At 62.6% G+C, this 23926-nt stretch carries 24 protein-coding genes and 1 tRNA gene; 10 read left to right on the forward strand and 15 right to left on the reverse strand.

From position 1 onward, the window contains the following. Positions 1-98 precede the first annotated feature (98 nt). The 6 genes from POS17_RS24395 to queA all read right to left on the reverse strand — a co-directional run bounded on the left by POS17_RS24395 (position 99) and on the right by queA (position 6211). Positions 99-653: a glycine zipper 2TM domain-containing protein gene (locus tag POS17_RS24395; RefSeq protein WP_011063221.1), complete on the reverse strand. Its 555-nt coding sequence runs from the start codon at positions 651-653 to the stop codon at positions 99-101. Between the two features lie 122 nt (positions 654-775). Next, a complete protein-coding gene (secF, locus tag POS17_RS24400) occupies positions 776-1690 on the reverse strand; it encodes a protein translocase subunit SecF (RefSeq protein WP_060840886.1) in 915 nt (304 codons plus the stop codon). 9 nt (positions 1691-1699) lie between these two features. Next, positions 1700-3568, reverse strand: coding sequence for a protein translocase subunit SecD (gene secD / locus POS17_RS24405; protein ID WP_060840887.1), 1869 nt, complete (start codon positions 3566-3568; stop codon positions 1700-1702). Between the two features lie 62 nt (positions 3569-3630). Continuing rightward, positions 3631-3969 (reverse strand): preprotein translocase subunit YajC, encoded by a 339-nt coding sequence (gene yajC / locus POS17_RS24410; protein ID WP_060840888.1) that lies wholly within the window; start codon positions 3967-3969, stop codon positions 3631-3633. Between the two features lie 47 nt (positions 3970-4016). Further along, positions 4017-5132 (reverse strand): tRNA guanosine(34) transglycosylase Tgt, encoded by a 1116-nt coding sequence (gene tgt, locus POS17_RS24415; RefSeq protein ID WP_162470478.1) that lies wholly within the window; start codon positions 5130-5132, stop codon positions 4017-4019. Between the two features lie 14 nt (positions 5133-5146). After that, on the reverse strand, positions 5147-6211 hold the full coding sequence (gene queA / locus POS17_RS24420) for a tRNA preQ1(34) S-adenosylmethionine ribosyltransferase-isomerase QueA (protein WP_060840889.1): 1065 nt from the start codon (positions 6209-6211) through the stop codon (positions 5147-5149). Positions 6212-6319: 108 nt separating this feature from the next. Between queA and POS17_RS24425 the strand changes: the two genes are divergently transcribed. Further along, positions 6320-6404, forward strand: a tRNA-Leu gene (locus POS17_RS24425). A gap of 87 nt (positions 6405-6491) precedes the next feature. On the opposite strand, the gene POS17_RS24430 is transcribed toward POS17_RS24425, so the two are convergent. After that, positions 6492-6956 carry a hypothetical protein gene (locus POS17_RS24430; protein WP_060840890.1) on the reverse strand — a complete coding sequence of 155 codons (465 nt, stop codon included), beginning with the start codon at positions 6954-6956 and terminating at the stop codon, positions 6492-6494. A gap of 381 nt (positions 6957-7337) precedes the next feature. On the opposite strand from POS17_RS24430, the gene ppk2 reads away from it, so the two are divergent. Beyond that, entirely contained in the window at positions 7338-8234 is an 897-nt protein-coding gene (ppk2, locus tag POS17_RS24435; RefSeq protein ID WP_162492860.1) for a polyphosphate kinase 2, read from the forward strand. Positions 8235-8330: 96 nt separating this feature from the next. On the opposite strand, the gene POS17_RS24440 is transcribed toward ppk2, so the two are convergent. Together POS17_RS24440 and POS17_RS24445 are read right to left on the reverse strand one after the other, a co-directional pair. After that, positions 8331-9230, reverse strand: a complete 900-nt coding sequence (locus POS17_RS24440; RefSeq protein WP_060840892.1) for a DMT family transporter — start codon at positions 9228-9230, stop codon at positions 8331-8333. Positions 9231-9279: 49 nt separating this feature from the next. Continuing rightward, positions 9280-9906, reverse strand: a complete 627-nt coding sequence (locus POS17_RS24445; protein WP_060840893.1) for a glutathione S-transferase family protein — start codon at positions 9904-9906, stop codon at positions 9280-9282. A gap of 80 nt (positions 9907-9986) precedes the next feature. On the opposite strand from POS17_RS24445, the gene POS17_RS24450 reads away from it, so the two are divergent. Together POS17_RS24450 and POS17_RS24455 are read left to right on the forward strand one after the other, a co-directional pair. Continuing rightward, positions 9987-10829, forward strand: coding sequence for an AraC family transcriptional regulator (locus POS17_RS24450; protein WP_060840894.1), 843 nt, complete (start codon positions 9987-9989; stop codon positions 10827-10829). A gap of 51 nt (positions 10830-10880) precedes the next feature. Beyond that, a complete protein-coding gene (locus POS17_RS24455) occupies positions 10881-11609 on the forward strand; it encodes a hypothetical protein (RefSeq protein ID WP_016968352.1) in 729 nt (242 codons plus the stop codon). 99 nt (positions 11610-11708) lie between these two features. On the opposite strand, the gene POS17_RS24460 is transcribed toward POS17_RS24455, so the two are convergent. Continuing rightward, positions 11709-13049: an ATP-binding protein gene (locus POS17_RS24460; protein WP_060840895.1), complete on the reverse strand. Its 1341-nt coding sequence runs from the start codon at positions 13047-13049 to the stop codon at positions 11709-11711. Next, complete coding sequence (locus tag POS17_RS24465; RefSeq protein ID WP_060840896.1) at positions 13046-13756, reverse strand: response regulator; 711 nt, start codon at positions 13754-13756, stop codon at positions 13046-13048. Before POS17_RS24465 ends, POS17_RS24460 begins: the two co-directional genes overlap by 4 nt. A 218-nt stretch (positions 13757-13974) precedes the next feature. Here POS17_RS24465 and POS17_RS24470 point away from each other — a divergent pair, with 218 nt between their 5' ends. After that, on the forward strand, positions 13975-14247 hold the full coding sequence (locus POS17_RS24470; protein WP_231978979.1) for a hypothetical protein: 273 nt from the start codon (positions 13975-13977) through the stop codon (positions 14245-14247). Between the two features lie 170 nt (positions 14248-14417). Here the strand turns inward: POS17_RS24470 and POS17_RS24475 are convergent, their stop codons facing one another. Both POS17_RS24475 and POS17_RS24480 read right to left on the reverse strand, forming a co-directional pair. Next, a complete protein-coding gene (locus POS17_RS24475; protein ID WP_016968356.1) occupies positions 14418-14696 on the reverse strand; it encodes a DUF3077 domain-containing protein in 279 nt (92 codons plus the stop codon). Positions 14697-15069: 373 nt separating this feature from the next. After that, entirely contained in the window at positions 15070-16230 is a 1161-nt protein-coding gene (locus POS17_RS24480; protein ID WP_060840898.1) for an MFS transporter, read from the reverse strand. 100 nt (positions 16231-16330) lie between these two features. Here POS17_RS24480 and gcvA point away from each other — a divergent pair, with 100 nt between their 5' ends. The 5 genes from gcvA (at position 16331) to POS17_RS24505 (ending at position 20969) form a co-directional block, all read left to right on the forward strand. Then, positions 16331-17260, forward strand: coding sequence for a transcriptional regulator GcvA (gcvA, locus tag POS17_RS24485; protein ID WP_060840899.1), 930 nt, complete (start codon positions 16331-16333; stop codon positions 17258-17260). Positions 17261-17385: 125 nt separating this feature from the next. Beyond that, positions 17386-17994 carry a LysE family translocator gene (locus POS17_RS24490; protein ID WP_060840900.1) on the forward strand — a complete coding sequence of 203 codons (609 nt, stop codon included), beginning with the start codon at positions 17386-17388 and terminating at the stop codon, positions 17992-17994. Between the two features lie 103 nt (positions 17995-18097). Further along, a complete protein-coding gene (locus POS17_RS24495) occupies positions 18098-20026 on the forward strand; it encodes an alkaline phosphatase D family protein (protein ID WP_060842012.1) in 1929 nt (642 codons plus the stop codon). A 37-nt stretch (positions 20027-20063) separates the two neighbouring features. After that, on the forward strand, positions 20064-20531 hold the full coding sequence (locus POS17_RS24500) for a hypothetical protein (RefSeq protein ID WP_060840901.1): 468 nt from the start codon (positions 20064-20066) through the stop codon (positions 20529-20531). 75 nt (positions 20532-20606) lie between these two features. Next, complete coding sequence (locus POS17_RS24505; protein WP_173655915.1) at positions 20607-20969, forward strand: DUF7079 family protein; 363 nt, start codon at positions 20607-20609, stop codon at positions 20967-20969. A 7-nt stretch (positions 20970-20976) separates the two neighbouring features. Here the strand turns inward: POS17_RS24505 and POS17_RS24510 are convergent, their stop codons facing one another. Both POS17_RS24510 and POS17_RS24515 read right to left on the reverse strand, forming a co-directional pair. Then, a complete protein-coding gene (locus tag POS17_RS24510) occupies positions 20977-21546 on the reverse strand; it encodes a hypothetical protein (RefSeq protein ID WP_060840903.1) in 570 nt (189 codons plus the stop codon). 205 nt (positions 21547-21751) lie between these two features. Next, on the reverse strand, positions 21752-23800 hold the full coding sequence (locus POS17_RS24515) for a c-type cytochrome (protein WP_060840904.1): 2049 nt from the start codon (positions 23798-23800) through the stop codon (positions 21752-21754). Positions 23801-23926: the final 126 nt, after the last annotated feature.

Below are 23926 nucleotides of genomic sequence, written 5' to 3' on the forward strand. Positions count from 1 at the left end.
TTTTTTATGCCCGCAAAACCCGCCCCGCAGGAGCCGAGTTGCCGGCAAAGGCAATCTCAGAGCCCATTCGCCGGCAAGCAGACTCCTGCAAGCGCGGGTTATTGGCCTGGCTGATTCTGGTTCTGGCCGAGAATCAGACGCCCTTCTTTATCCACCGGGATCTGGTTGCCCGGATCGCGATCCATGCGCACCTGGCCTTGCTTGCCGCCCAGATCGTACTTCACGTCGTAACCGACGATCTTGTCACTGATGTCATTGACCGTGTTGCAGCGAGTCTGCGTGGTGGTGTAGGTGTCACGCTCCTGCATGCCTTCCTGCACCTTGTTGCCCGCATAACCGCCACCCACGGCACCGGCCACAGTGGCAAGCTTCTTGCCGTTACCATTGCCAATCATGCTGCCCAGCAGGCCACCGCCCACCGCACCGGCCACGGTGCCGAGGATCTGATGCTCATCCTTGACCGGGCGCTGACGGGTGACCGCAACGTCCTTGCAGACTTCGCGAGGAGTCTTGATCTGTTGCTTGACCGGCTGCACAGCCAGCACTTGCGCATACTCAGGGCCGCTTTTAACCAGGCTGTAGGTGGCAACAGCACCCCCGGCGGTGACACCGACAGCACCCAATACCGCACCAACCAGCAACGACTTGTTCACGTGAACCTCCTGACCATACAAACGGGACTTAGCCCGCGCTTCTCCCAGCGTTGGAGCAATAAAAAAGGCGCGAGTTCAACACTCGCGCCTTTTTAACTGACAGCCGGAAAAGGGCTAGATCCTCAAGGACGGTCGTCCACTTCCTTCTCGGTGTTGGCCGGAGGAATCAGGTCCTCGCTGTTCAGGTTCAGCCAGATCAGCACCACGTTGGCGATATAGATCGACGAGTAGGTACCCGCCAGCACACCGACAAACAGGGCGATGGAGAAGCCGTGCAGGTTGTCACCACCGAAGAACAGCAGCGCAATGATCGCCAGCAAGGTGGAGATCGACGTCGCCATGGTCCGCAGCAGGGTCTGAGTGGTCGAGATGTTGATGTTCTCGATCAGGCTGGCCTTGCGCAGCACCCGGAAGTTCTCACGCACCCGGTCGAACACCACGATGGTGTCGTTGAGGGAGTAACCGATGATCGCCAGCACCGCCGCCAGCACCGTCAGGTCGAAGGTGATCTGAAAGAACGACAGGATACCCACGGTCACGATCACGTCGTGGATCAGCGAAACGATGGCGCCCACGGCGAACTTCCACTGGAAGCGGAAAGCCAGGTAGATCAGGATGCCGCCCAGCGCCATGAGCATGCCCAGACCGCCCTGGTCGCGCAGCTCTTCACCCACTTGCGGGCCGACGAACTCGACACGCTTGACCTGCGCCGGATTGTCGCCGCCGACCTTCTGCAACGCTTCGGCCACCTGATGGCCCAGTTGCGGGTCTTCACCCGGCATCCGCACCAGCAGGTCGGTGGTCGCACCAAAGCTCTGCACGATGGCTTCGTGATAACCGGCGTCGTTCAGTTGCGAACGCACCTTCATCACATCCGCCGGACGCTCGTAGGTCAGCTCGATGAGCGTACCGCCGGTGAAGTCCAGACCGTAGTTCAACCCCTTGTGGAACCAGCTGAACAACGCCAGAACGGTGAGGAGCACTGTGACGCCGAACGCAAAGTTGCGGACGCCCATGAAGTTGATAGTACGTAACATGGCAGCCCCTTAAATCCACAACTTCTTGAAGTCACGACCGCCGAAGATCAGGTTGACCATCGCGCGGGTCAGCCAGATGGCCGTGAACATCGAGGTAAAGATCCCGAGGGACATGGTCACTGCAAAACCCTTGACCGGGCCGGTGCCCATGGCAAAGAGGATGCCGCCCACCAGCAAGGTGGTCAGGTTGGCATCGAGAATCGCGGTGAATGCCCGGCCGAAGCCTTCGTTGATTGCCCGCTGCACCGTCATGCCGGCGGCGATCTCTTCACGTATCCGCGAGAAGATCAGTACGTTGGCGTCCACCGCCATACCCATGGTCAGCACGATACCGGCGATGCCCGGCAGGGTCAGCGTCGCCCCCAGCAAGGACATCAGGGCCAGCAGCAGCACCATGTTCAGCGCCAGGGCCACCGTGGCGATCACGCCGAAGAAGCGGTAGATGGCGATGATGAACAGCGACACGAACAGCATGCCCCACAGCGACGCATCGATACCCTTGGTGATGTTGTCAGCACCCAGGCTCGGACCGATTGTGCGCTCTTCAGCGAAGTACATCGGTGCCGCCAGACCACCGGCACGCAGCAGCAGCGCCAGCTCGGAGGACTCACCCTGGCCGTTCAGGCCGGTGATGCGGAACTGACTGCCCAGAGGCGACTGGATGGTCGCCAGGCTGATGATCTTCTTCTCTTCCTTGAACGCCTGGACCGGCACATCTTTCTCGACGCCGTCGACCATCTGCTTGGTGTAGGTAGTGATCGGCTTCTGCTCGATGAAGATCACCGCCATGCTGCGACCGACGTTGCTGCGGGTCGAACGGTTCATCAGTTCGCCACCGTGACCATCGAGCTTGATGTTCACCTGTGGACGGCCGTGCTCGTCGTAGCCGGCCTGGGCATCGGTCACCTGGTCGCCGGTGATGATCAGGCCACGCTCGATCAGCGCTGGAGGACGGTTGCCCTCACGGAATTCGAAGGACTCGGAAGTCGCCTTGGAAGCACCCGGCTCGGCGGCCAGACGGAATTCCAGGTTGGCGGTCTTGCCCAGGATCCGCTTGGCTTCAGCGGTGTCCTGCACGCCCGGCAGCTCAACCACGATACGGTTGGCACCCTGACGCTGAACCAGAGGCTCGGCCACACCCAGCTCGTTGACCCGGTTACGCACGGTGGTCAAGTTCTGCTTGATGGAGTATTCGCGGATTTCCGCCAGCTTGGCCGGGGTCATCGCCAGACGCAGCACCGGTTGGCCATTGAGGTCGGCCGGTACGATATCGAAATCATTGAAGTTCTTGCGGATCAGCGAGCGGGCCTGTTCACGGCTGTCTTCATCGCTGAAGCCCAGCTGGATGGCACCGTTGAGCTGCGGCAGGCTGCGATAGCGCAGACGCTCTTTGCGCAGCAGGCTCTTGACGTCGCCTTCATAGACTTTCAGGCGGGCGTCGAGGGCTTTGTCCATGTCCACTTCCAGCAGGAAGTGCACACCACCGGACAAGTCCAGACCCAGTTTCATCGGGTGCGCACCGAGGTTGCGCAGCCATTGCGGGGTGGTTTGCGCCAGGTTCAACGCCACCACATAGTCATCGCCCAGCGCCTTGCGCACTACATCCTTGGCCGGAAGCTGGTCTTCCTTGTTGATCAAGCGCAGCAGGCCACCCTTGCCGTTGGCGGCAATGGAGGAAGCCTTGACCTTGATACCGGCGTCGGTGAGCGCGTTGCTCGCACGATCCAGATCCGCCTGAGTGACCTGCAACGCAGTGCTCGCACCGCTGACCTGAATGGCCGGATCATCAGGGTATAGATTGGGAGCGGAATAAATAAAACCGATCGCCAGCACCGCCAGGATCAGTAGGTACTTCCACAGAGGATATTTGTTCAGCATCACGCCGCCCGTTTATGACGCGGGGCGCCTTGCGCGCCCCGTCGATTGGTAAAAGATGAAACTTAGATCGCTTTCAGCGTGCCTTTTGGCAGCGTGGCTGCGATCGCGCCCTTCTGGAACTTCAACTCAACGGAGTCCGACACTTCCAGAACCACGAAGTCGTCGGTCACTTTGTTGATCTTGCCGGCGATACCGCCAGTGGTCACAACTTCGTCGCCTTTCTGCAGGTTGCTCAGCAGGTTCTTCTGCTCTTTGGCGCGCTTGGCCTGTGGACGCCAGATCATCAGATAGAAGATGACCAGGAAGCCGACCAGGAAAATCCACTCGAAACCAGTGCCGGCAGGACCGGCAGCAGCAGGTGCAGCGGCGTCCGCATACGCGGCAGGGATCAAAAAGCTCATTTAACACTCCGATAATTGCAGAATTAGTGGCTTAACGTCTTTAGAACTTACTCTAAAGGCGGCACGGGCAACCCGCGCTTGGCATAGAAGGAATCGACAAAGGCGGCCAATGTACCTTGTTGAATAGCCTCGCGCAAACCAGCCATAAGACGCTGGTAATGGCGCAAATTATGGATGGTATTGAGCATACTCCCGAGCATTTCCCCGCACTTGTCCAAGTGATGCAGATAGGCACGGGAGAAGTTCTGGCAGGTGTAGCAATCACAAGTTGGGTCCAGCGGCGAATCATCATGGCGATGAAACGCGTTACGGATTTTCAGCACGCCTGTATCGATGAACAGATGCCCATTGCGGGCATTGCGGGTTGGCATCACGCAATCGAACATGTCCACACCGCGGCGCACACCCTCAACCAGATCTTCCGGCTTGCCAACTCCCATAAGGTAACGAGGTTTGTCGGCAGGCATCTGGCCCGGCAGGTAGTCCAGGACCTTGATCATTTCATGCTTGGGCTCGCCCACCGACAGGCCGCCGATGGCCAGGCCGTCGAAGCCGATCTTGTCCAGGCCTTCCAGGGAACGCATGCGCAGGTCCTGGTGCATGCCGCCCTGGACGATGCCGAACAGCGCCGCCGTGTTGTCGCCGTGGGCGTTCTTCGAGCGCTGGGCCCAGCGCAGGGACAACTCCATGGAGATCCGCGCCACGTCCTCATCGGCCGGGTACGGCGTGCACTCATCGAAGATCATCACGATGTCCGACCCCAGGTCGCGCTGCACTTGCATCGACTCTTCCGGGCCCATGAACACCTTGGCACCGTCCACCGGCGAGGCGAAGGTCACGCCCTCTTCCTTGATCTTGCGCATCGCCCCCAGGCTGAACACCTGGAAACCGCCGGAGTCGGTCAGGATCGGGCCCTTCCACTGCATGAAATCATGCAGGTCACCGTGGGCCTTGATCACTTCCGTACCCGGGCGCAGCCACAGATGGAAGGTGTTGCCGAGAATGATCTCGGCGCCGGTGGCGACGATATCCCGCGGCAACATGCCCTTGACCGTGCCGTAGGTGCCCACCGGCATGAAGGCCGGGGTTTCCACCGTACCGCGGGGGAAGGTCAGGCGACCGCGACGAGCCTTGCCATCAGTGGCCAGAAGCTCGAAGGACATACGACAAGTGCGACTCATACAGTTTCCTCGGGGGCCAGATCCTTGGGAGCGGTCGGCGCGGGATTACGGGTGATGAACATCGCATCACCGTAGCTGAAAAAGCGGTACCCATTTTCCACTGCGGCGCGATAGGCGGCCATGGTCTCGGGATAACCGGCGAACGCCGAAACCAGCATCAACAGCGTGGATTCCGGCAGATGGAAGTTGGTCACCAGGGCATCGACCACATGGAATGGCCGGCCCGGGTAGATAAAGATGTCGGTGTCGCCGCTGAACGGCTTGAGCACACCATCGCGGGCGGCGCTTTCCAGGGAACGCACGCTGGTGGTACCCACCGCCACCACCCGGCCACCGCGAGCCCGACACGCGGCCACCGCATCCACCACATCCTGGCCGACTTCCAGCCACTCGTGGTGCATATGGTGATCTTCGATGCGTTCGACCCGCACCGGCTGGAAGGTTCCGGCGCCGACATGCAGGGTCACGAATGCCGTCTCCACACCCTTGGCGGCAATCGCCTCCAGCAGCGGCTGGTCGAAATGCAGCCCAGCGGTCGGTGCCGCCACGGCGCCCAGGCGCTGGGCGTACACGGTCTGGTAGCGCTCGCGATCCGCGCCTTCGTCCGGGCGGTCTATATAAGGAGGCAACGGCATGTGCCCGACCCGGTCCAGCAGCGGCAGCACCTCCTCGGCAAAACCCAGCTCGAACAGCGTGTCGTGGCGCGCCAGCATCTCGGCCTCGCCACCGCCCTCGATCAGAATCTTCGAGCCCGGCTTGGGCGACTTGCTGGAGCGCACATGGGCCAGCACACGATGGCTGTCCAGCACCCGCTCGATGAGGATCTCCAGCTTGCCGCCGGAGGCCTTCTGGCCAAACAGGCGGGCCGGAATCACCCGGGTATTGTTGAACACCATCAGATCGCCAGGGCGCAGATGCTCCAGCAGATCGGTGAATTGACGGTGGGCCAAGGCGCCGGTTGGCCCATCCAGGGTCAACAGACGGCTGCCGCGACGCTCGGCCAAAGGATGGCGGGCGATCAGCGAATCAGGAAGCTCGAAGGTAAAGTCAGCAACGCGCATGATGGGGTTCGTCTAGCAGGGCCGGAAAGTTTAGCGGAATAACTAAAAATTGACCATGAAAGCCGATTGACCAACGGTAACCGCCTCTCTATACTTCGCCGCCATTGAGCCCTGATGGCGGAATTGGTAGACGCGGCGGATTCAAAATCCGTTTTCGCAAGAAGTGGGAGTTCGAGTCTCCCTCGGGGCACCAAGTACATATCTCAAGACGTTGCTCAATACGTCTTGAACCCAAAAAAACCGGCCACCTGAGCCGGTTTTTTTGTGCCTGGCCGAATCCTCACTGGATCTGAATCGGCCCCTTGGCTCCGGTATCGGTATCCATCCAGATGTCTTCGCTCTGCCGCCGCCGATCGCCTTGAATGGTGAAGAGCAGCGTGCCCTGACGAAATTGCAGGGCGCCATCCGTGCGTTTGGCTTTGACCTGTTTGCCATTGACCCACACCCGCTCCCTGGCATCGATACGGATCGTGGCAACCGTCGCGCCGGATGGGCTTTTCGCCGTCCATTGCCCGACATAAGGCGTCGGTGCCTTCAGGCTGTCAGCGCTTGCCGGGGCGTCGGGGTCAGCAAATCCGGCCTTGGCGTTCTCGGCTTTGCTCTTGTGGATGTCACAACCCTGAAGCTCGGTCATCTGAGTGCAGCCCGATTGCTCAAGTTGCTGGCGATACTTTTCGTTGATGGCGTACGCCGGCGACTGGGCAACCAGCAAAATAGCCAGTGCTGGCCAAACGATCGGGTTCATGGTGGCCTCTCTTCTGATCTGCGCCTGACTGCACGATAGCCGCCATATGCACTGATGCGTCCTTAAACAGGCTAGAAAAATCTGAAACTCATTACAGACTTTTCGTTGTAACAAATTTGATCGAGATCAACGGCCCCGAGCCCCCCAGCCCTAAAAATGACCGGAGGACATTGAACGCAACTACAGGCCCCTCCCATGAGTGAAGAATCCACCGCCCTGCCCCTGCCTCCCGCCCCAGTGCAAAAGGCCCCGGCCAGCTCCGGCACCGCCAGCACCAAGGCCGCTCCACGCAAAGCCGCCACGCCACGCCGGCCACGGACCACCAAGGCCGCCCCGGTGAAAGTCGCCGAGGCCGAAATCAGCGCCATCAGCCAGAAGCCCATGGCCCTGCAAGTGGCCAGCGCGCCGCGCGGTTCCAATGAAGACAGCGTGTCCGCCGCACTGCCGGGCAACTACCCCTATCGCAACCGCATGCGCCGCGCCGAGTACGAAAAGGCCAAGAGCGAGCTGCAGATCGAGCTGCTCAAGGTGCAGAGCTGGGTCAAGGAAACCGGACAGCGCATCGTGGTGCTGTTCGAAGGGCGTGACGCGGCGGGCAAGGGCGGCACCATCAAGCGCTTCATGGAACACCTCAACCCCCGTGGTGCGCGGATCGTAGCCCTGGAAAAGCCCTCGGAACAGGAAAAGGGCCAGTGGTATTTCCAGCGCTATATCCAGCACCTGCCCACCGCCGGGGAAATGGTCTTCTTCGACCGCTCCTGGTACAACCGCGCCGGCGTCGAGCGAGTGATGGAGTTCTGCTCGCCCCTGCAATACCTGGAGTTCATGCGCCAGACTCCGGAGCTGGAACGCATGCTGTGCAACAGCGGCATCCTGATGTTCAAGTTCTGGTTCTCGGTGAACCGCGAAGAACAATTGCGCCGCTTCATCTCGCGCCGAGACGACCCGCTCAAGCACTGGAAGCTCTCGCCCATCGACATCAAGTCCCTGGACAAGTGGGACGAATACACCGCCGCCAAGCAAGCGATGTTCTTCCACACCGACACCGCCGATGCACCGTGGACGGTGATCAAGTCCGACGACAAGAAGCGCGCGCGGATCAACTGCATCCGCCATTTCCTGCATGAGCTGGACTACCCGGGCAAGGACCTGAAAGTCGCCCACGCCCCCGATCCGTTGCTGGTGGGTCGGGCCTCGCGGGTACTCGAAGAGGATGAGCGCACCCAGGCCCAGGCCGCGGCGGATGCCGGTGCTACGCGTCTGGCCCTGTCGGCCTGAATGACCGGCAAAAAAAACTGCGCACAGACAGGCGGGTCCGGGCGCAGTAAAAATCCAGCACGACGCTGAATCGGAACGCGGCATCAGATCGGGGCCTCAAGCGGCCTCGGTCACCGGCGTCACCTTTACCGGCGGTTTGATCGAACCGATGTACACGGCAAAGATCGTAAGCAACGCACCGGCGATCTGCAGCGCCGAGCTGACCTTGCCGAGAAACGCCACATCGACGAAATAGGTAATCACCGGTTCCAGCAGCAGGATCAGCCCTGCCAATCCCAGGCTGATGGCGCCGATGGAGCGGTTGACCAACAGCCAGCCCACGAACTGCACCATCACCCCGTAGATGATCAGCATCACTAAAGTCTGCCCGTCGACGATGACCAGGCTTTCCCCCATGGCCAGGGCATACACCAGCAACACCAGCGCGGCCCACAGGCTCAGGTTGAGCATCTGCGCGATCTTGTCGCCACCGCCGTCAGGCAACTGGGTGTTGACCTTGAGGAAATACACACAGACGGCGTAAGCCAGGCCCGACAGCACGCCATACACCAAGCCCTTGATGCCCAGGGCACTGCTCATTTCCGGCAGCAACAACAGGTACAGTCCGACAAACGCCAGGGTGATGGAGATCAAAAAGTAGAGCGAAGGCTTTTCCTTGAGCAGATAAAGGCCCAGCAGGGTCATGAAGAACACCTGGCAGTTGGTCAGAATCGAGCCGATACCCGGGCCGACGATGTAGATGCTCTGGTGCCAGAGCACCAGGTCGATGGCCAGGAATACCCCGGCCAGGGCCGTATACAACCGGGCCCTGGCACTCTTGAGCAGCACCGGGATGCGGCGCACCTTGAGCAGCAGCAAGAACAGGATCGAGGCGAACAGCATGCGGTAGAACCCCGCCCCGCCCGCGCCGATATGGGCAAAGGCCACTGCCAGGGCCGACAGGCTGAGCATCAGCCCTCCCAGGGTCAGCTCCACTAACGCTCTATTGCTCGACATAGATCCCCCCACCGCGATTGACCTTGTTGTTGCCTTGCACGCCGGACATTCAAGTTTCCTGCATCGCCAGTTTCAGCCACAGCAACACCGGAGGGTGCAGCAACACCGCATCGGCGTAGGGTTTCAGATCCTCGGGAATGGCGATGCCATAGCGCATGAAGCGCAACAGCACCGGCGCGAACATGGCATCCACCACCCCAAAGGTTCCGCACAGGAACGCCTCGGACCGGCTCCGGGCCAGCAACTGGCGCCAGATCGAAAACACCCGTTGGATCTCGGCCTCGGCCGCCAGGCTCAACGCCTGGGCAGGCTCGTCGCGGTTGACCCCGAATGGCAGTTGGGTGCGCAACTGAATGAAACCGGCATGCATTTCGGCGCAGGCCGAGCGCGCCAGTGCCTTGAGTCCGGCATCCGCAGGCCATAGCTGAGCCTGGGGCCAGTGTTCAGCAACGTATTCGCAGATCGCCAGGCTGTCGTTGATCGACAGGCCGTCCTGCAACAGCACCGGCACCTTGCCCGACGCGGAATAGGCAAGGATTCGCTCGCCGGTCTGCGGCGCCTCCAACTTGATCTGGATGACCTCAAAAGGCACATCCGCAGTGACCAGGACCAACCAGGCCCGCAATGACCAGGAGGACTTCTTGTAGTCGCCGATCACCAGTTTCATCACACTCATCGCGTCTAGCTCGCAGGATTCAAGGAGTGGTAAATTTAGCGGCCGGCAATCACTGCGTATTGCACAAAACTGGACATGGAATGGATGCCCACCAGAACCAACCCCCGCCACCGCCAGGGGATTTCTCCCGCTTCTGGCGCATTCCGGAAGGTGACTGCGAGCTGCTGGCGGCCCGCTACAGTCGGCAGTCGTTTGGCCGTCACAGCCATGACCGCTATGCCCTAGGCGTCATCAGCGGCGGCGTGGAAAAACTCTTCTATCGCGGCAGCCACCACCTGGCGACCCAGGGCTGCGTGGTGACCATCAGCCCCGGCGAAATCCACGACGGAGTCCAGGCCTGCGACCAGGGCTGGGTCTATCGAATGCTGTACATCGACCCGCAGTGGCTGAACCGGGCCGTTCTCGGTCAGCGCCTGGCAGCGGATCACATCCACCTGTTTCGCAACGTGCTGAGCGAAGATCCGGCCTTCGCCCGCTGGTTCCTGCAACAGCACCAACGGATCGAACACGCCGACTCCAGCCTTGAGCGCGAAAGCATTCTGCTGGAACTGCTGGCGCAGCTGTTCCAGAGAAACGGCGCGCGCCAGCCAGCCACTGATCGCCAGGAGCGCGAGGCGGTGAAACGCATCCGGCAGCGCCTGGACGACGACTTCGAACAGAGTATCCGCCTGGAAGAACTGGCAGCCCTGGTGAACCTGGAGCCGCTGTACATGATCCGGGTGTTCAAGAACAGCCTGGGCATCTCGCCCCACAGCTACCAGATCCAACGCCGCATCGCCCGGGTCCAGCACCTGTTGCGCAGCGGCGCAAGCATCACCGAGGCCTCGTTTCACTGTGGATTCTTCGATCAAAGCCACATGACCCGGGCCTTCAAGAAAGTCGTCGGCATCACCCCCGGTCACTTTCGCCATCGCCACACCTGACCCCAGTGCCGCTTGCCCCGAGCACCGGCCCATTCCTCAAAGGATTGCTCCATGCCCACAGTTGCCGCCCCGAACCTGACCCAACTACCTGAAGGCGCCATCGCCTACCCCGACGCCCGCGAGCTGTTCGTCGCCGACCAGCAGGAGCTGGCCGAACACCTGCTACCGCTGCTGTCCTTCGACGCCAGCCTGATCAATCCCGAGTGGTCCGGCCGCCTGCATCTGCTGAGCCCTATCGAGCCCGACGAGGGGCTAGTGGGCGAATTGACCGACGATTACGAATTCGGCAGCGAGCTGCTGAAAACCAACTGGATCGGCTTCAAGATCGAGAACGGCCGCTATCGCCTGTGCGGCAGTCCACGCTATTTCTTCCTCCACGGCGACAACGCCGAGTTGCCCGAATCCCGGCGTAACCAGCGCGCCAACCTGCAACACCACTACCGCAAGCAGCACGCCGCCTACCTCACCGCGCGCCAGCGCCATCAGGAACTGGGCTACCTGACCTGGCCCAAGAACGACAAGGAGCGCCTGACCTATATCGAGGAAATGGGCGGTGTGGCCGAGGGCTACGGCAACTGGGTGGAAACCGTGGAGTTCCCCATGGACGTCGAAGAGTCGGACGACAGCTGCAATATCTGGCCCCTGAGCCCGGCGGGCCGGCGCTTTCAGCACGTGCTCAGCGTGCCGGCCTACCACTACGGCATCAGCGGCGCCGACCGGGTGGTGATGCTCTACGAACCGGTGGAAGGCCTGGTGCTGTTCAGCTTCGACTGGTCCTGAGCCGCAACGGATCACTGAGCCCAGGCCGGGATCGGCCGGCCAGGGCGCTCGAAGGGCTTCGCAAGGCCCTTCGGGGCTTGTCGCAGGCTGCGCCAGCGGCTACAGCGGCAATTCCACCCGCGCTTCCAACCCACCGCCTTCACGATTGAACAGGCGCAACTCGCCGCCATGCTCACGCACGATGGCCCGCGCCGCCGACAGCCCCAGGCCCACGCCGCCGGTGCTCTTGTTGCGCGAACTCTCCAGGCGGAAAAACGGCTGGAACACCTGTTCCAGGGCATCGGGCGCAATTCCCGGGCCTCGGTCCAGCACCCGCACCCGCAATTGGTCGGCGCCCTGCTCCAGCACGATGGCCGGCTCGCCCCCGTACTTGATCGCGTTATCCAGCAGGTTGGTCATCACCCGCTTCAGCCCCAGGGGCCGGCCGCAATACACCAGGCGCGGCGGGCCGCTGAACAGAATCTCCATGGACTGGTCGCGATAGTCGTCCACCAGGGTCTGCAGCAGCTCGGCCAGATCGAAATGGGTGGCCTGTTCCAACCGCGCATCGTCGCGAAAGAACTCCAGGGCCGAATTGATCATCGCCTGCATTTCGTCCACATCACGAAACAGGCGCTGCTGCTGGTCGGCATCTTCGATGAACTCGCCGCGCAGGCGCATGCGGGTCAGCGGTGTGCGCAGGTCATGGGAGATGGCCGCAAGCATCTGGGTGCGGTCCTTGATGAAGTGCTGCAACTGCGCCTGCATGGCGTTGAAGGCGAGAATCGCCTGACGGATCTCGTGGGGCCCCACCGGCTCGATGGGCGGCGCGCGAAAGTCCACGGCAAAGCGCCGCGCCCCCTGGGCGAACTGCTGCAGCGGCTTGGCCAGCCGGCGGGTGGCGATCAAGGCCACAAGACCAGTGGAGATCAGCACCAGGGCGATCACGATCAGATTGCGCGTGCCCTCCTCCAGGCCCCAACTGCGCGACGCCGAGGAAAACATCACCCAGCTTTGATCGGTCAACTGCACCAGCAGCGCGTAGCGGCCTTTACCGCTTCTCCAGTCGCTGGGCTGATAGGCCTCGATATACCGCTGCGCAGGTCCGAGCAAGGCGCGAAACGCCTCCGAGCCATCGCGGTATTCGGAGTCTTCCAGCAGCGGCAGATCCAGGCCCTGCCGCGTCGCCTGCCAGGCAATGCTCAAGTGATCGCTGCTGACCGAGGCCGCCAAGCGCGCGCGCTGGCCCGGCTCCGAGGCTTCGATCATGCGCACGATGGCCGCGGACTTTTCCAGCAACCCGGTTTCCGCCAGGGGCGGATAGGCCCAGACCCCGGCCAACTGCACGAACAGCGCATTGAAGGCCAGGGCGGTGAGCATGGCCATGATGATGGTCAGGGCGATCCAGCGCGCCACGGTGTCCCGCAGCCGATAGCGCCACAACGGCTTGATCAGCTTCACTGGCGGGTCACGCTGGGGGTGAACAGATAACCGCCGTTGCGCACGGTGCGAATCATCGCCGGGCGCTTGGTGTCGAACTCCAGCTTGCGCCGCAGGCGGCTGACCTGGACATCGATGCTGCGATCAAAAGCGTCATGGGCCTGACCCCGGGCCAGGTCCAGCAACTGCTCGCGGGTGAGGATGCGTTGCGGATGCTCGACAAACACCAGCAGCAGGTCGAACTCCCCCGCCGACAGCGGAATCATCACCTGATCCGGCGAGCGCAGCTCACGGCGGGTCAGGTCCAGCTGCCAGTCGGCGAACTTGATCAACGGCCGCGGCACCTCGCCGCTCACCGGCCGGCTTTCCCCGGCCCGGCGCAGCACCGCCCGCACCCGGGCCAACAGCTCACGGGCATCGAAGGGCTTGCTCAGGTAATCGTCGGCGCCCATCTCCAGGCCCACCACCCGATCGCTCAACTCGCCCATGGCGGTGAGCATGATCACCGGCGTGGCATGCAACTGGCGCAGACGCTGGCACAGGGTCAGGCCGTTGTCGCCGGGGAGCATCAGGTCGAGGATGATCAGGTCCGGCACCTCGCGCTCCAGCGCCGCCCACAGCGACGCGCCATCGGTGGCCACCGCCACCTGATAACCCTGTTGGACAAAGAATTTCTTCAGCAGCGCGAGGACTTCAATGTCGTCGTCCACGATCAAGAGACGGCTCACCGGCGGAGATCACTTCAAGTCGGAATGAGCCGTTATCTAAAACCATTCGCCGCCCGGCGTCATTTATTTCAACGCCGCAACAAACCTTCAGCGACGCAATAAAGCAGACATCTTTGCGCAAGGTTCAGCTGCCAGCATCGGCCTCCCCTTGCTGGAGAACCCTGACCATGCGCCTGATCAACCCCGCCCCGGCCCCTCTCGTCGCGAAGGAGCTGTCCATGCCCACCTCCGATCAACACGCCCTGATGCTGCTGCAACGGGTGACCAGACTCGATGACGCCAGCCTGCATTGCCGCGAAGTCAGCCTGGGCCTGTCCGAAGACCAGCACTACCTGGTGCTGACCCGCTACAGCGAGCACTACAGCCCTGAAGGCATGGAATGGGTCGAACGCAAGCACCGGGTGCCGGTGACCGAGCTGCTGCGCTGGGTGATCGAACAGGGTCAGCCGCAGAGCATTGAACGCGGTGAAACGCACAAGGCCTCGGCCTGAGGCCTGTAGGAGCGAGCTTGCTCGCGATGGACGTCAACGATAACGCGCGTTCACAGGGAAGAATGCGGCGCTCTCAGCATCATCGCGAGCAAGCTCGCTCCTACAGAGTTTCAGACGTGGAGCGACTCACCTCCGAGCTCCCCTCCTGCACAGACCTTCAGAGCTTCACCTCAACCCGCGCGCTGCCCTTCCCCGGCAGCCGGCCAGCTTCCCAGGCACAAATCATCGACAATCGCCTTGCCCATCTCGCTGAAATAATGAGCGGCCCAGGCATAGCGGTCGTCCCGCTCCAGCGCCGCGTCCCGAGCCAGATGCTTGGCGTGGAACAGCAATTGCGACACCTGCTCCAGGGCTTCGCGCAGCGGCACGTCCGGGTTGACCCGGAACAGCGAATGCTGGGCTTCGCCACTGGCGGCGAAAGTGACATGGCCGAGGGTCTTGATGGTCATTGCGCACCTCCGGCGTGGGCCTGGGTACGAGGGGTGGTGGGGGGAAGATACTGAGTCGAAACGTTCATGAAACCAGCTCCTGAGTGATGAGCTGCCACCAAAAAAGGCGGCACGCAACCACCTATTGTTTCTACGGGTTCCCAGGCCCTGTCGCTGGATTGGCAGCGACAACCCAAGCCTAGCGGGATACACGAGGTGTTCAATCCAGGCTTTGGCGCGAGATATTTCATGGATTCTTTTTGGGAATTACCTGCTGCCTTTGCCAAGACTATGGCCATCACTATCTCCGACCATGCTGGATGTCAGTGACTCCTACAAAATTTCCTTAACTGATCTGACTTGCTGGGGGCTGCAGAAACTCTTCCAAAAACCCTCAAACCTCTTCGGCAGGCGCCGGCTTAACCTCTTCCCCACGAATACGAACCTCCCGGCACGCCAACGCACTCAGCGCCAAACAACCCGCCGCCAGCGAATACACCCACACCGTGGACGCCACCGGCAGCAGCAAGCCGGCGATCAAGGGCCCGATCCCGGCGCCGATGTCCCGCCACACCGCATTGGCCGCCAAGGCCCGCACCCTTCCCGCACCCGGATGCCGTTGCGCCACCACCGTGACCACCAGCGGCAATTGCAGGGCCCGCAACACCAGCACCAAGGCGCCGCCGACGATCAGCCAATGGCAACCAAAACCCACCAGGGCCACAGAGGTCAGCAGGGAAAAGACGATCAACATCCGCGTCGCGCCCCAGCGCTGTGCGGCGATACCGCCCAGGGGACTGAGGAGCATTTCCGACACGTAGCGCAGGGCCAGAAGCCCGCCCGCCACCAGCACTGCATTGCCCGCCATCAGCTGTTCGGCCAGCAGCGACAGGCCAATGATGAACAGGCCGTCCAGCACCAGGCCTTCGATAAAGGACCAAACCGCCACACTGTCAGGGCGCTGGAAACGGCGGCTGGAGCTGGCCAGCGGATGGGGCCTACTCGGCAAGCCGAAGGCCAGGAGCATGGCGATCAACGAGGTCAGGGCCATAAGAAGGAAGATCACTCGCGGGCCGTATTCGACGCTGACCAGGGCGCCCAGGGGCAAGGCCAGCATCGGCCCGGTAGCGATCAGTGCTCGGGAGCGGCCAGTGCGGCGAGCGGCGCCGCTGGGCTCGGCAGTGGCCATGACCTGGGTCGATAGGTTGAGGGCTGCGTAGGTCAGGCCCCAGCCCAGGCGCAACAGCAGCAGCCACCAGAAACCGGACAAGGTGGCGTAGCCCAGGGCACAGAGGGCCGCAGTAAAGGCAGCCAGCACACAGACCGGGCGGTCGCCGCGGCGGGCGTAGAAGCGCATCACATGGCTGTAGCCGAAGATCCGCACCAGTCGGTTGGCCGCCAGCAGCAGGCCGGCTTGGCTCAGGGTCACGCCAAAGGCTTCGTGCTGCATGGGCAGCAGCAGGTAGAGCAAGGTGTCGCCGGGCAGGCACAGGCCGAGGATCGCGGCGGCGCGGGCCGAAGCTGTATCGGTGGTGCGGGCGTGGGTATCGGGCATGGCAGGCAAACCGGCAGGTCACGGATGGTTTCAGCCTGACGTTCGGCCATGGCACTGACAAACGCTTTTATTGCGCCACATAGGTGACTAAATTAGACACATGATCACTGACCTTCCCCCCTTGAACGCCGTCCGCGCCTTTGCCGCCGCCGCTCGCCACGAGAGTTTCAGCCGCGCTGCTGAAGAACTGCACGTGAGCCACAGCGCAGTGAGCCGCCATATCAAACTGCTGGAAGAGCACCTGGGTGTGTTGCTGTTCGAACGGCGCATTCGCCAGTCGGTGCTGACCCCCGCCGGGCAAGCCTTCTATGAACAGGTCAGCGTGGCCCTGACCCAGATCGCCGCGGCCGCGGTTTCACTGCGCCGCGGCGCGGCCCTGCGCAAGGTGACGGTCAATGTGCGGCCGTCCTTCGCGGTGCGCTGGCTGATTCCGCGCTTGCCGCAGTTCATGGCGCTGTACCCGCAGATCCAGCCGGAAGTGGTGACCAGCACCCTGCTCCCCGACCCGGCCAAGGAAACCTTCGATCTGGTGATTCGTCGCGGGCGTTCGGGCTGGGCGCCATCGCTGCAGCCTCAGCGCTTGCTGGAGGATGAAATCCTGGTGGTGGCCGCGCCCTCGCTGTTGCAGAGCACAGCACTGAACAGCCCCAAGGATCTGGGACGCCATACCCTGTTGGTCAGTCGTAGCCGCGCCAACGACTGGCAAAAATGGCTGGAACACTGCGGTCTGAAGCCACTGCGCCAGCCACCGACCTTGCATTTCGACCATCTGCACTTCGTGCTCCAGGCCTGTGTCGACGGCCTGGGGCTGGCGCTGTGCCCGGCCTCGTTGCTGGCCAAGGATCTGAGCAGCGGCCGGCTGGTCTGCCCGTTGCCGGAACTGCACCAGCCGCTGACCCGCTATTACTACGCGCTCGCCGCCGATGCCGCCCCCGAAGCCCAGGTGTTTATCGAGTGGATGCTGGCGCAGATTCAGCAGGACGCGGTGACTAATCGGACCCAGGTGCCCACTCAGGCCAGCGGCGCCTGAGACGCTTTGTAGAGCCTGTGCATGGATCTGATTTAGGCACATCAGCCGTGCAATTAAAGCGTTTGTCAGGCCGCCAACCGTGGAGCAGGCTGCGCCCCTTCAATGGCTCATTTCTGGAGTGTTGCATGGCAAGTTATGGACTGTTTTTACTGCTGGCCACCCTGACCATCCTCAGCCCCGGCCCCGGGGTGGTGCTGACCCTATCCAACGCCTTGCGCCACGGCTGGAGCGGGGCACTGCCGGGCATTCTCGGTATCGCCCTGGGCGCCTTTGTGGTGGCGGGGATTTCCGCCAGCAGCCTGGGCCTGGTCCTGGCGGCCTCAACCACCGCCTTTACCCTGCTCAAGTACATCGGCGCCCTGTACTTGCTGTATCTGGGGGTGAAGATGTGGCGCACGCAGAGTTTCATTCCGCCACTCCAGGACACTAAAAGCCGCCCCACACGGCGCTTTGTCGAGGCCCTGTCGATCCAGTTGCTCAACCCCAAGGCCGGCTTTTTCTTTCTCGCGGTGTTCCCGCAGTTCATCCAGCCGCAAGGCGATTACTACAGCCAGTTCTTTGTGCTGGTGGCGTCCTACAGCCTGTTGGTGATTGCGCTGCACAGCGGTTACGCGCTGATGGCCAACGGCGCCAGGGGCTGGCTGTCCAGTCGCCGAGGGGCCAGGATCGTCGGCAAACTGTCGGGGATGACCTTTCTCGGATTCGGTGTGATGCTGGCCAGCGCCCATAAATAATCGGATACAAAAGCCTTGCCGCCGCCCCCACAGCCGACGTTTCTTCGACATCGGCTGCGCTACCATTGCGCCCCCTTTGCAACCGCCAGAGACCCCGCTGCAGATGCCACTGACTACGCCCGCCCCAGCCCTGCCCCCCGTTCTTGCCGGCCCGCTGCTGCGCCGCCTGGAGCCAACGCGGCTGGTGCTGTGGCTGGTGGGTTCAAGGTCGTTGCCGCTGACCCTGCGCCTGCACCCCACGGGCGGCCCGGCCCTGGAACGGCCCCTCGATCAGCAGCAATGCCAGGTCATCCCCGTCGGCCGCCAGGCTTTTATCCATCTGATCGATGTGCCCCTGGACGACGCCCTGCCCCAGGACGTGACGATTGCCTATGACCTCTTGATCAACGACGCCGAGGACGGCGCCCGATCCATTGCCGACTGGGCGCCGCACCTGCTGTATGGCGATGCCAGGACTCCGGAGTTCGTGCTCCACAGCCGCATCGACAACCTGCTCCACGGCTCCTGCCGCAAGCCCCATCACCCGTCCACTGATGGCCTGCTCTGCGTCGATCGCCTGCTGGCGCAACAGCCCGAGCCCGCACAGCGCCCGGCCTTGTTGATGATGAGCGGCGACCAGGTGTATGCCGACGATGTGGCCGGCCCCATGTTGCGGGCAGTTCACGCCCTGATCGAGCGCCTCGGGCTGTTCGATGAAGAGTTGGAGGGCGCGGTGGTGGCCGACAGCCAGGCGCTGTACCGCCATGGCGCCAGCTACTACCAGCGGGCCGAACTGCTCCCGGCCCTCAAAAGCAATGAAACCCTGCGCGAGCGGTTTTTCGGCGGGGTGAAAAAGCCGATCTTCACCAGCAGCAATGCCGACAACCACCTGGTGACCTTCGCCGAGGTGCTGGCCATGTACCTGCTGGTGTGGTCACCGGTGCCCTGGACCCTGATCGCGCCCAAGCCACCGCAACTGACGCCGGAACAGCAAACGCGCTACACCCGGGAACAGCAGCGCATCGATGATTTTGTCCAGGGACTGGAGGGGGCCGCGCGGGTTTTCGCCCATCTGTCGTGCCTGATGATCTTCGACGACCACGACATCACCGACGACTGGAACCTCAGCGCCCAGTGGGAAGAAACCGCCTACGGTCATCCCTTCTCCAAACGCATCATCGGCAACGCCCTGCTGGCGTACATGCTGTGCCAAGGCTGGGGCAACAACCCGGACGCCTTCGTGCCACTGCTGGAACAGATCCGCGCCTTGAGCACCACGCCACAAGGCCCGAAACACCTGCTGCAACGTCAGGCCCAGGACGATTTGATCGACCAGTTGCTGCGCTTTGCGCAGTGGCAGTACGTCTTGCCCAGCACCCCGGCCCTGGTGGTGCTGGACACCCGCACCCGGCGCTGGCGCAGCGAGTCCAACCTGGGCCAGCCCTCGGGCCTGCTGGACTGGGAGGCCCTGTGCGAACTGCAACACGAACTGCTGGATCACCCCTCGGCGATCATCGTTTCACCGGCGCCGATCTTCGGGGTCAAGCTGATCGAGACGGTGCAGAAAGTCTTCAGTTGGTGCGGTTACCCGCTGCTGGTGGACGCGGAAAACTGGATGGCCCACCGCGGTTCGGCCCAGGTGATCCTTAACATATTCCGCCACTCGCGTACCCCGGGCAGCTACGTGATTCTCTCCGGCGATGTGCACTATTCCTTCGTCTACGAAGTGCTGATCCGTCACCGCCAGGGCGGCCCGCGCATCTGGCAGATCACCAGCAGCGGCATCAAGAACGAATTCCCCGCCGCCCTGCTGGAATGGTTCGACCGCCTCAACCGCTGGCTCTACTCGCCGCGCTCGCCGTTGAACTGGTTCACCAAGCGCCGGCGGATGAAGGTGATACCCCACGTGCCCGAGCATGCCGAAGCCGGGGAGCGGCTGTGGAATTCGTCGGGGATCGGCCAGGTGTTTTTCAATCAGCAGGGCCAGCCGGTGACCATCCTCCAGCACAATGCCAATGGCGCAGCGCCGACACGAATGATCGCGCCAAGATAGAATCCGCTGTCGCCGGCCACCAGGAAGGACCCGCCCGATGGAAAAACAACCGTTGTATCGCAAGGTCAACACCCGGACCCGGGGCGTGGGGCACAAGAACTCACCGTCCTACGCCAAACAGCGTCACAGCAAGGCCCTCCTGGCCAGGGAACAACAACGCGGCAGCATGCACTCCGACAAGCACCTGGGGCTGGATTACACGCCGTTGTTCCGTTTTCTGCTCAGCCGGGTCGGCCAGCCGTGGGATGGGGTGTTCAGCGAAGCGAAAGGCCGGCTGGATCGGGAAGAACCGATTTTCTGGTTGGTGGCCCTGCATGAGCACGAACAACAGGATTACGTGGGCCTCAGCGGTTGCGCCTATTTCAGCGGTCTGTACGTCGATACCCAGGGCCTGCTGCAGAAGGTCAATCCCCAGTTGAGCGCAGCCATCATGAGCCCCAATTGCCCTTGCTGCACTCACACCTTGAACGGGGTTCCCTTCGGCCGCCCCTATCGTCGCTGGTGAGCCCGTCGCAGCGCGCCTCATGCGGCGCGCAGATTGCCTCAGATCGATTGCCAAAGCCCCAGGAAGGAGCGCTCCGTGTCATCAGCAATCACCCCGCAACAGCGGGACGATATTCGCTACGTACTGTCGGACGCCTTTGTCGATAACGAGGTGGACTACGCCTACATCGCCCGCGAAACCCAGGCGTATGACCGGGTCGAGGTGGAGCGCATTCTCTACGAGGAGGTGGCGCCGGTCTGCTACACCAACCTGATGGCGGTGATCCCAGAAATCTGGCTGTGCTTCGCGCGCGAATCCTTGCTGGAGGCGATCGAGGAAAGCCTGGCGCTACGGCGCCGCAGCCGCTGGCAGGCGTTTCGCGTGCGCTTGTTCATCCGTTGGATCCGCTTTCGCGGGGCCTACATCTGGGAAGAGATCTGCAAGCACTACGCCCCCTAGTCACGCCCTATTGGGTTTTGGCGCTGCACAGATCGGTGGGGCGCAAAACCACCAGGTCCGGCAGCGCTTCGCCACGCTCATCGATCTTGCGCAGCCTCGCGGTGCACATCTGGTCCTGGAGAAACTCCATCTGATAGGTCGCGCCGGCCTCGGGCACGAAGGTCACGCTTTGTTCGCAGACAAAGCGGTAGTCCTTATCCATCCCCGGTTCCGTGTTGTAGAACATGAAGGCGAACGGACGATTGGCCGGAATCTTCAGCTCGTTGGCACCAAAGCCTTCCTGACGGCGCATGCGGTCGGTGGCGGCGGTCATGGGGATGCCCAGGTTGCGGAAGTTGGGGTGGGCAATGCCGCGATGGGGCCGAACCATCAGCCCCGACGCGGGCTTGCTCCAGTCAATGCAATCGCTGTAGGGCACGCCACGCACCAGCCCTTGGGCGACGATGCGGATCAGCGCGGTTTCACCGGCATCGGCCGGCACCCGGTAACTCACGGTGGTGGCTTTGAGCTCGGAAACAAAGGCACAACCACCAAGCCCCAGGGACAGGGTCAGCAACAGGATCGAGCGAAGCCGCATGATTCATCCTTGATGGGAACGCCCGCGCAGGCGGCGGGCAAAGGATGGCGATCTTACTCCGGCGCCACTGTGCCGCCACAGACTTTTCTGCGATTTCGGCAGCGGCAGCCGAAGCCCTCCGCGGCCCCCGAAGAGCACGATCTCTTGAGGGCCGCGGAGGGCTTTTTCGCAGCCTGCGCCAGCGGCTACAGAGCCGTTGCGATAGTCAGTAGCGGGCGTCCGCCGGACGGCCACCGTTGGGCCAGTCCTTGACCTTGTCCGGGAAGTCCGGACGCGGTTGGTGGGAGAAGTACTCGGCCACGTCCAGGGCCTCCTGGTCCGACAGGCCGCCCTGGCCCAGGGGGAATTTCTCGTGGAAGCCGATGGGCATGTTGCGTTTGACGAAGGCCGCGGCGGTGTAGGTACGGGCCATGCCGGCACCGATGTTGAAGGATTGATCGCCCCACAGCGGCGGGAAGATCAGGCTGCCGTCGGCCCGTTTCAGGCCTTCGCCATCAGCGCCATGGCACACCGCGCATTGCTTGGCATAGACCTGCTTGCCGTTGTCGGCGTTGGGCTTGAGGGCCGGGTCGATCTTGCCGACACCGCGCCCGGCCACCTTGTCTTCGGGGCGAGTGTTCATTTTCATCCATTCGAAATAAGCCACCATGGCTTGCATGTCGGCACCGTTCACCGGCAGCGGCTTGCCGTGCATGGAACGGCGGAAGCAGCCGTTAATGCGCTCCTCCAGGGTGATGGTCTTGCCCGCCCGCGGCGCGTAGCCGGGGAAGAACGCCGAGACACCGACAAAGGGTGAACCGTCGGCCACGGTGCCGGCGTTGAGGTGGCAACTGGTGCAGTTCAGCGAGTTGCCGACGTTGTCCGGCAGCAGAGCCTTGGTTTCCAGGTGCAGGCGCATGCCGCGCACCACTTGCTCGGCATTCGGTGCCGCCAGCAGGTTGGCCAGGCGCGGGGTTTCGAACAAGGTGTTTTCCACTTGCGGGCTCAGTTGCGCACGCATCTTTTTCACTTGCTCGGCGCTGATGGCCGAGCCGTTGTTGCCCCAGCTGCTGCGGATAAAACTGAGGATTTCGGCAATCTCGCCATCCGCCAGCTGGGCGAACCCGGGCATGGTGTAGACCCGCGGATGAGCGGCGGTCTGCGCGGTCTGCCAGCCGGTCAGGGTGATGTGCAGCAAGGAGGTCGGATTGGCCGAGGCGACGCTGGGGTTGCCCGCCAGGGACGGGAACATCTGCGGCACGCCAGCGCCGTCCTGGCGGTGGCAGTCGGAACAGAACTGCGCGTAGCCCAGGCCACCGCGAGAGGTGAACAGGTTGCTCGGCGGGGCCGCCGGAGTCAGGGCCACCGAAGGCATGGGCAGATCGTCTTTACCGGCCGGCAGGGACTTGAGGTAGGCGGCAATGGCGGTCAGGTCAGCGTCGGTGAAATGCTGGGTGCTGTGGTGGATCACGTCGGCCATGTTGCCGGACACCGTGGCGAAGCGGTTCTGCCCGGTCTTGAGCAGTTGCACTGTGTCTTCCACGGTCCACAGGTTGCGCAGGCTCAGGGCCCGCCACTCTTCCACCGTCTCACCGGCCAGGTAGTGCTGGCCGCCGGACTCGGTGTCGCTCATGGCCTTCTCCTGGAAGGCAATGCCCCGTGGCGTATGGCAGGAACCGCAGTGGCCCAGGCCCTGGACCAGGTAGGCGCCGCGATTGAGTTGCTCGTCCTTGGCCGGATCGGGCTTGAACGGCTGCTTGTCGACGAAGGCCAGGTTCCAGAACCACAGGCCCCAGCGCTGGTTGAAGGGGAAGCCCATGTCGGCTTCCAGGTTGACCTGGGCCACCGGCTCCACACCGTGCATCAGGTAGGCGTAAAGGGCGCGCATGTCCTCTTCGGTCATCTTGGCGTAGGACGGGTATGGCATGGCCGGGTACAGATGGCTGCCGTCAGGGGTGACGCCTTCGCGCATGGCGCGATCGAATGCTTCGAAGCTGTAGCGGCCGATACCGGTGTCTTTATCCGGGGTGATGTTGCTGGAGTAGATGGTGCCCATGGGCGTCTTCAGCTCCAGGCCACCGGCCATGGTGGCGCCGCCCTTGGCGGTGTGGCAGGCAATGCAATCGCCCAGTTGGGCCACGTACTGGCCACGCTGGATCAACTCGGAGTCGGGGGTGGAAAGCGCCGCTGCCGGGGTCGGCTCGCTGGCATGCAAAAGAGGTACGCAGAGCAGCGCGGCGCCCAGCAGGGGCAGGCGCGACAGAGAAAAAGCCATCAGGTTATTCCTTTAAAATCCGCCTGGGGTGGTCCCCTCGGCCGATATCCACAAAGGTTCTTATTGGTTATCCCGGCCCTCAGGATGCGGGCCCGGGGCTCGATACCTTGTGGGTCCGAGCCTGTT

It is taken from the genome of Pseudomonas sp. Os17 (genome assembly GCF_001547895.1).
In the GTDB taxonomy this organism is placed as follows: domain Bacteria; phylum Pseudomonadota; class Gammaproteobacteria; order Pseudomonadales; family Pseudomonadaceae; genus Aquipseudomonas.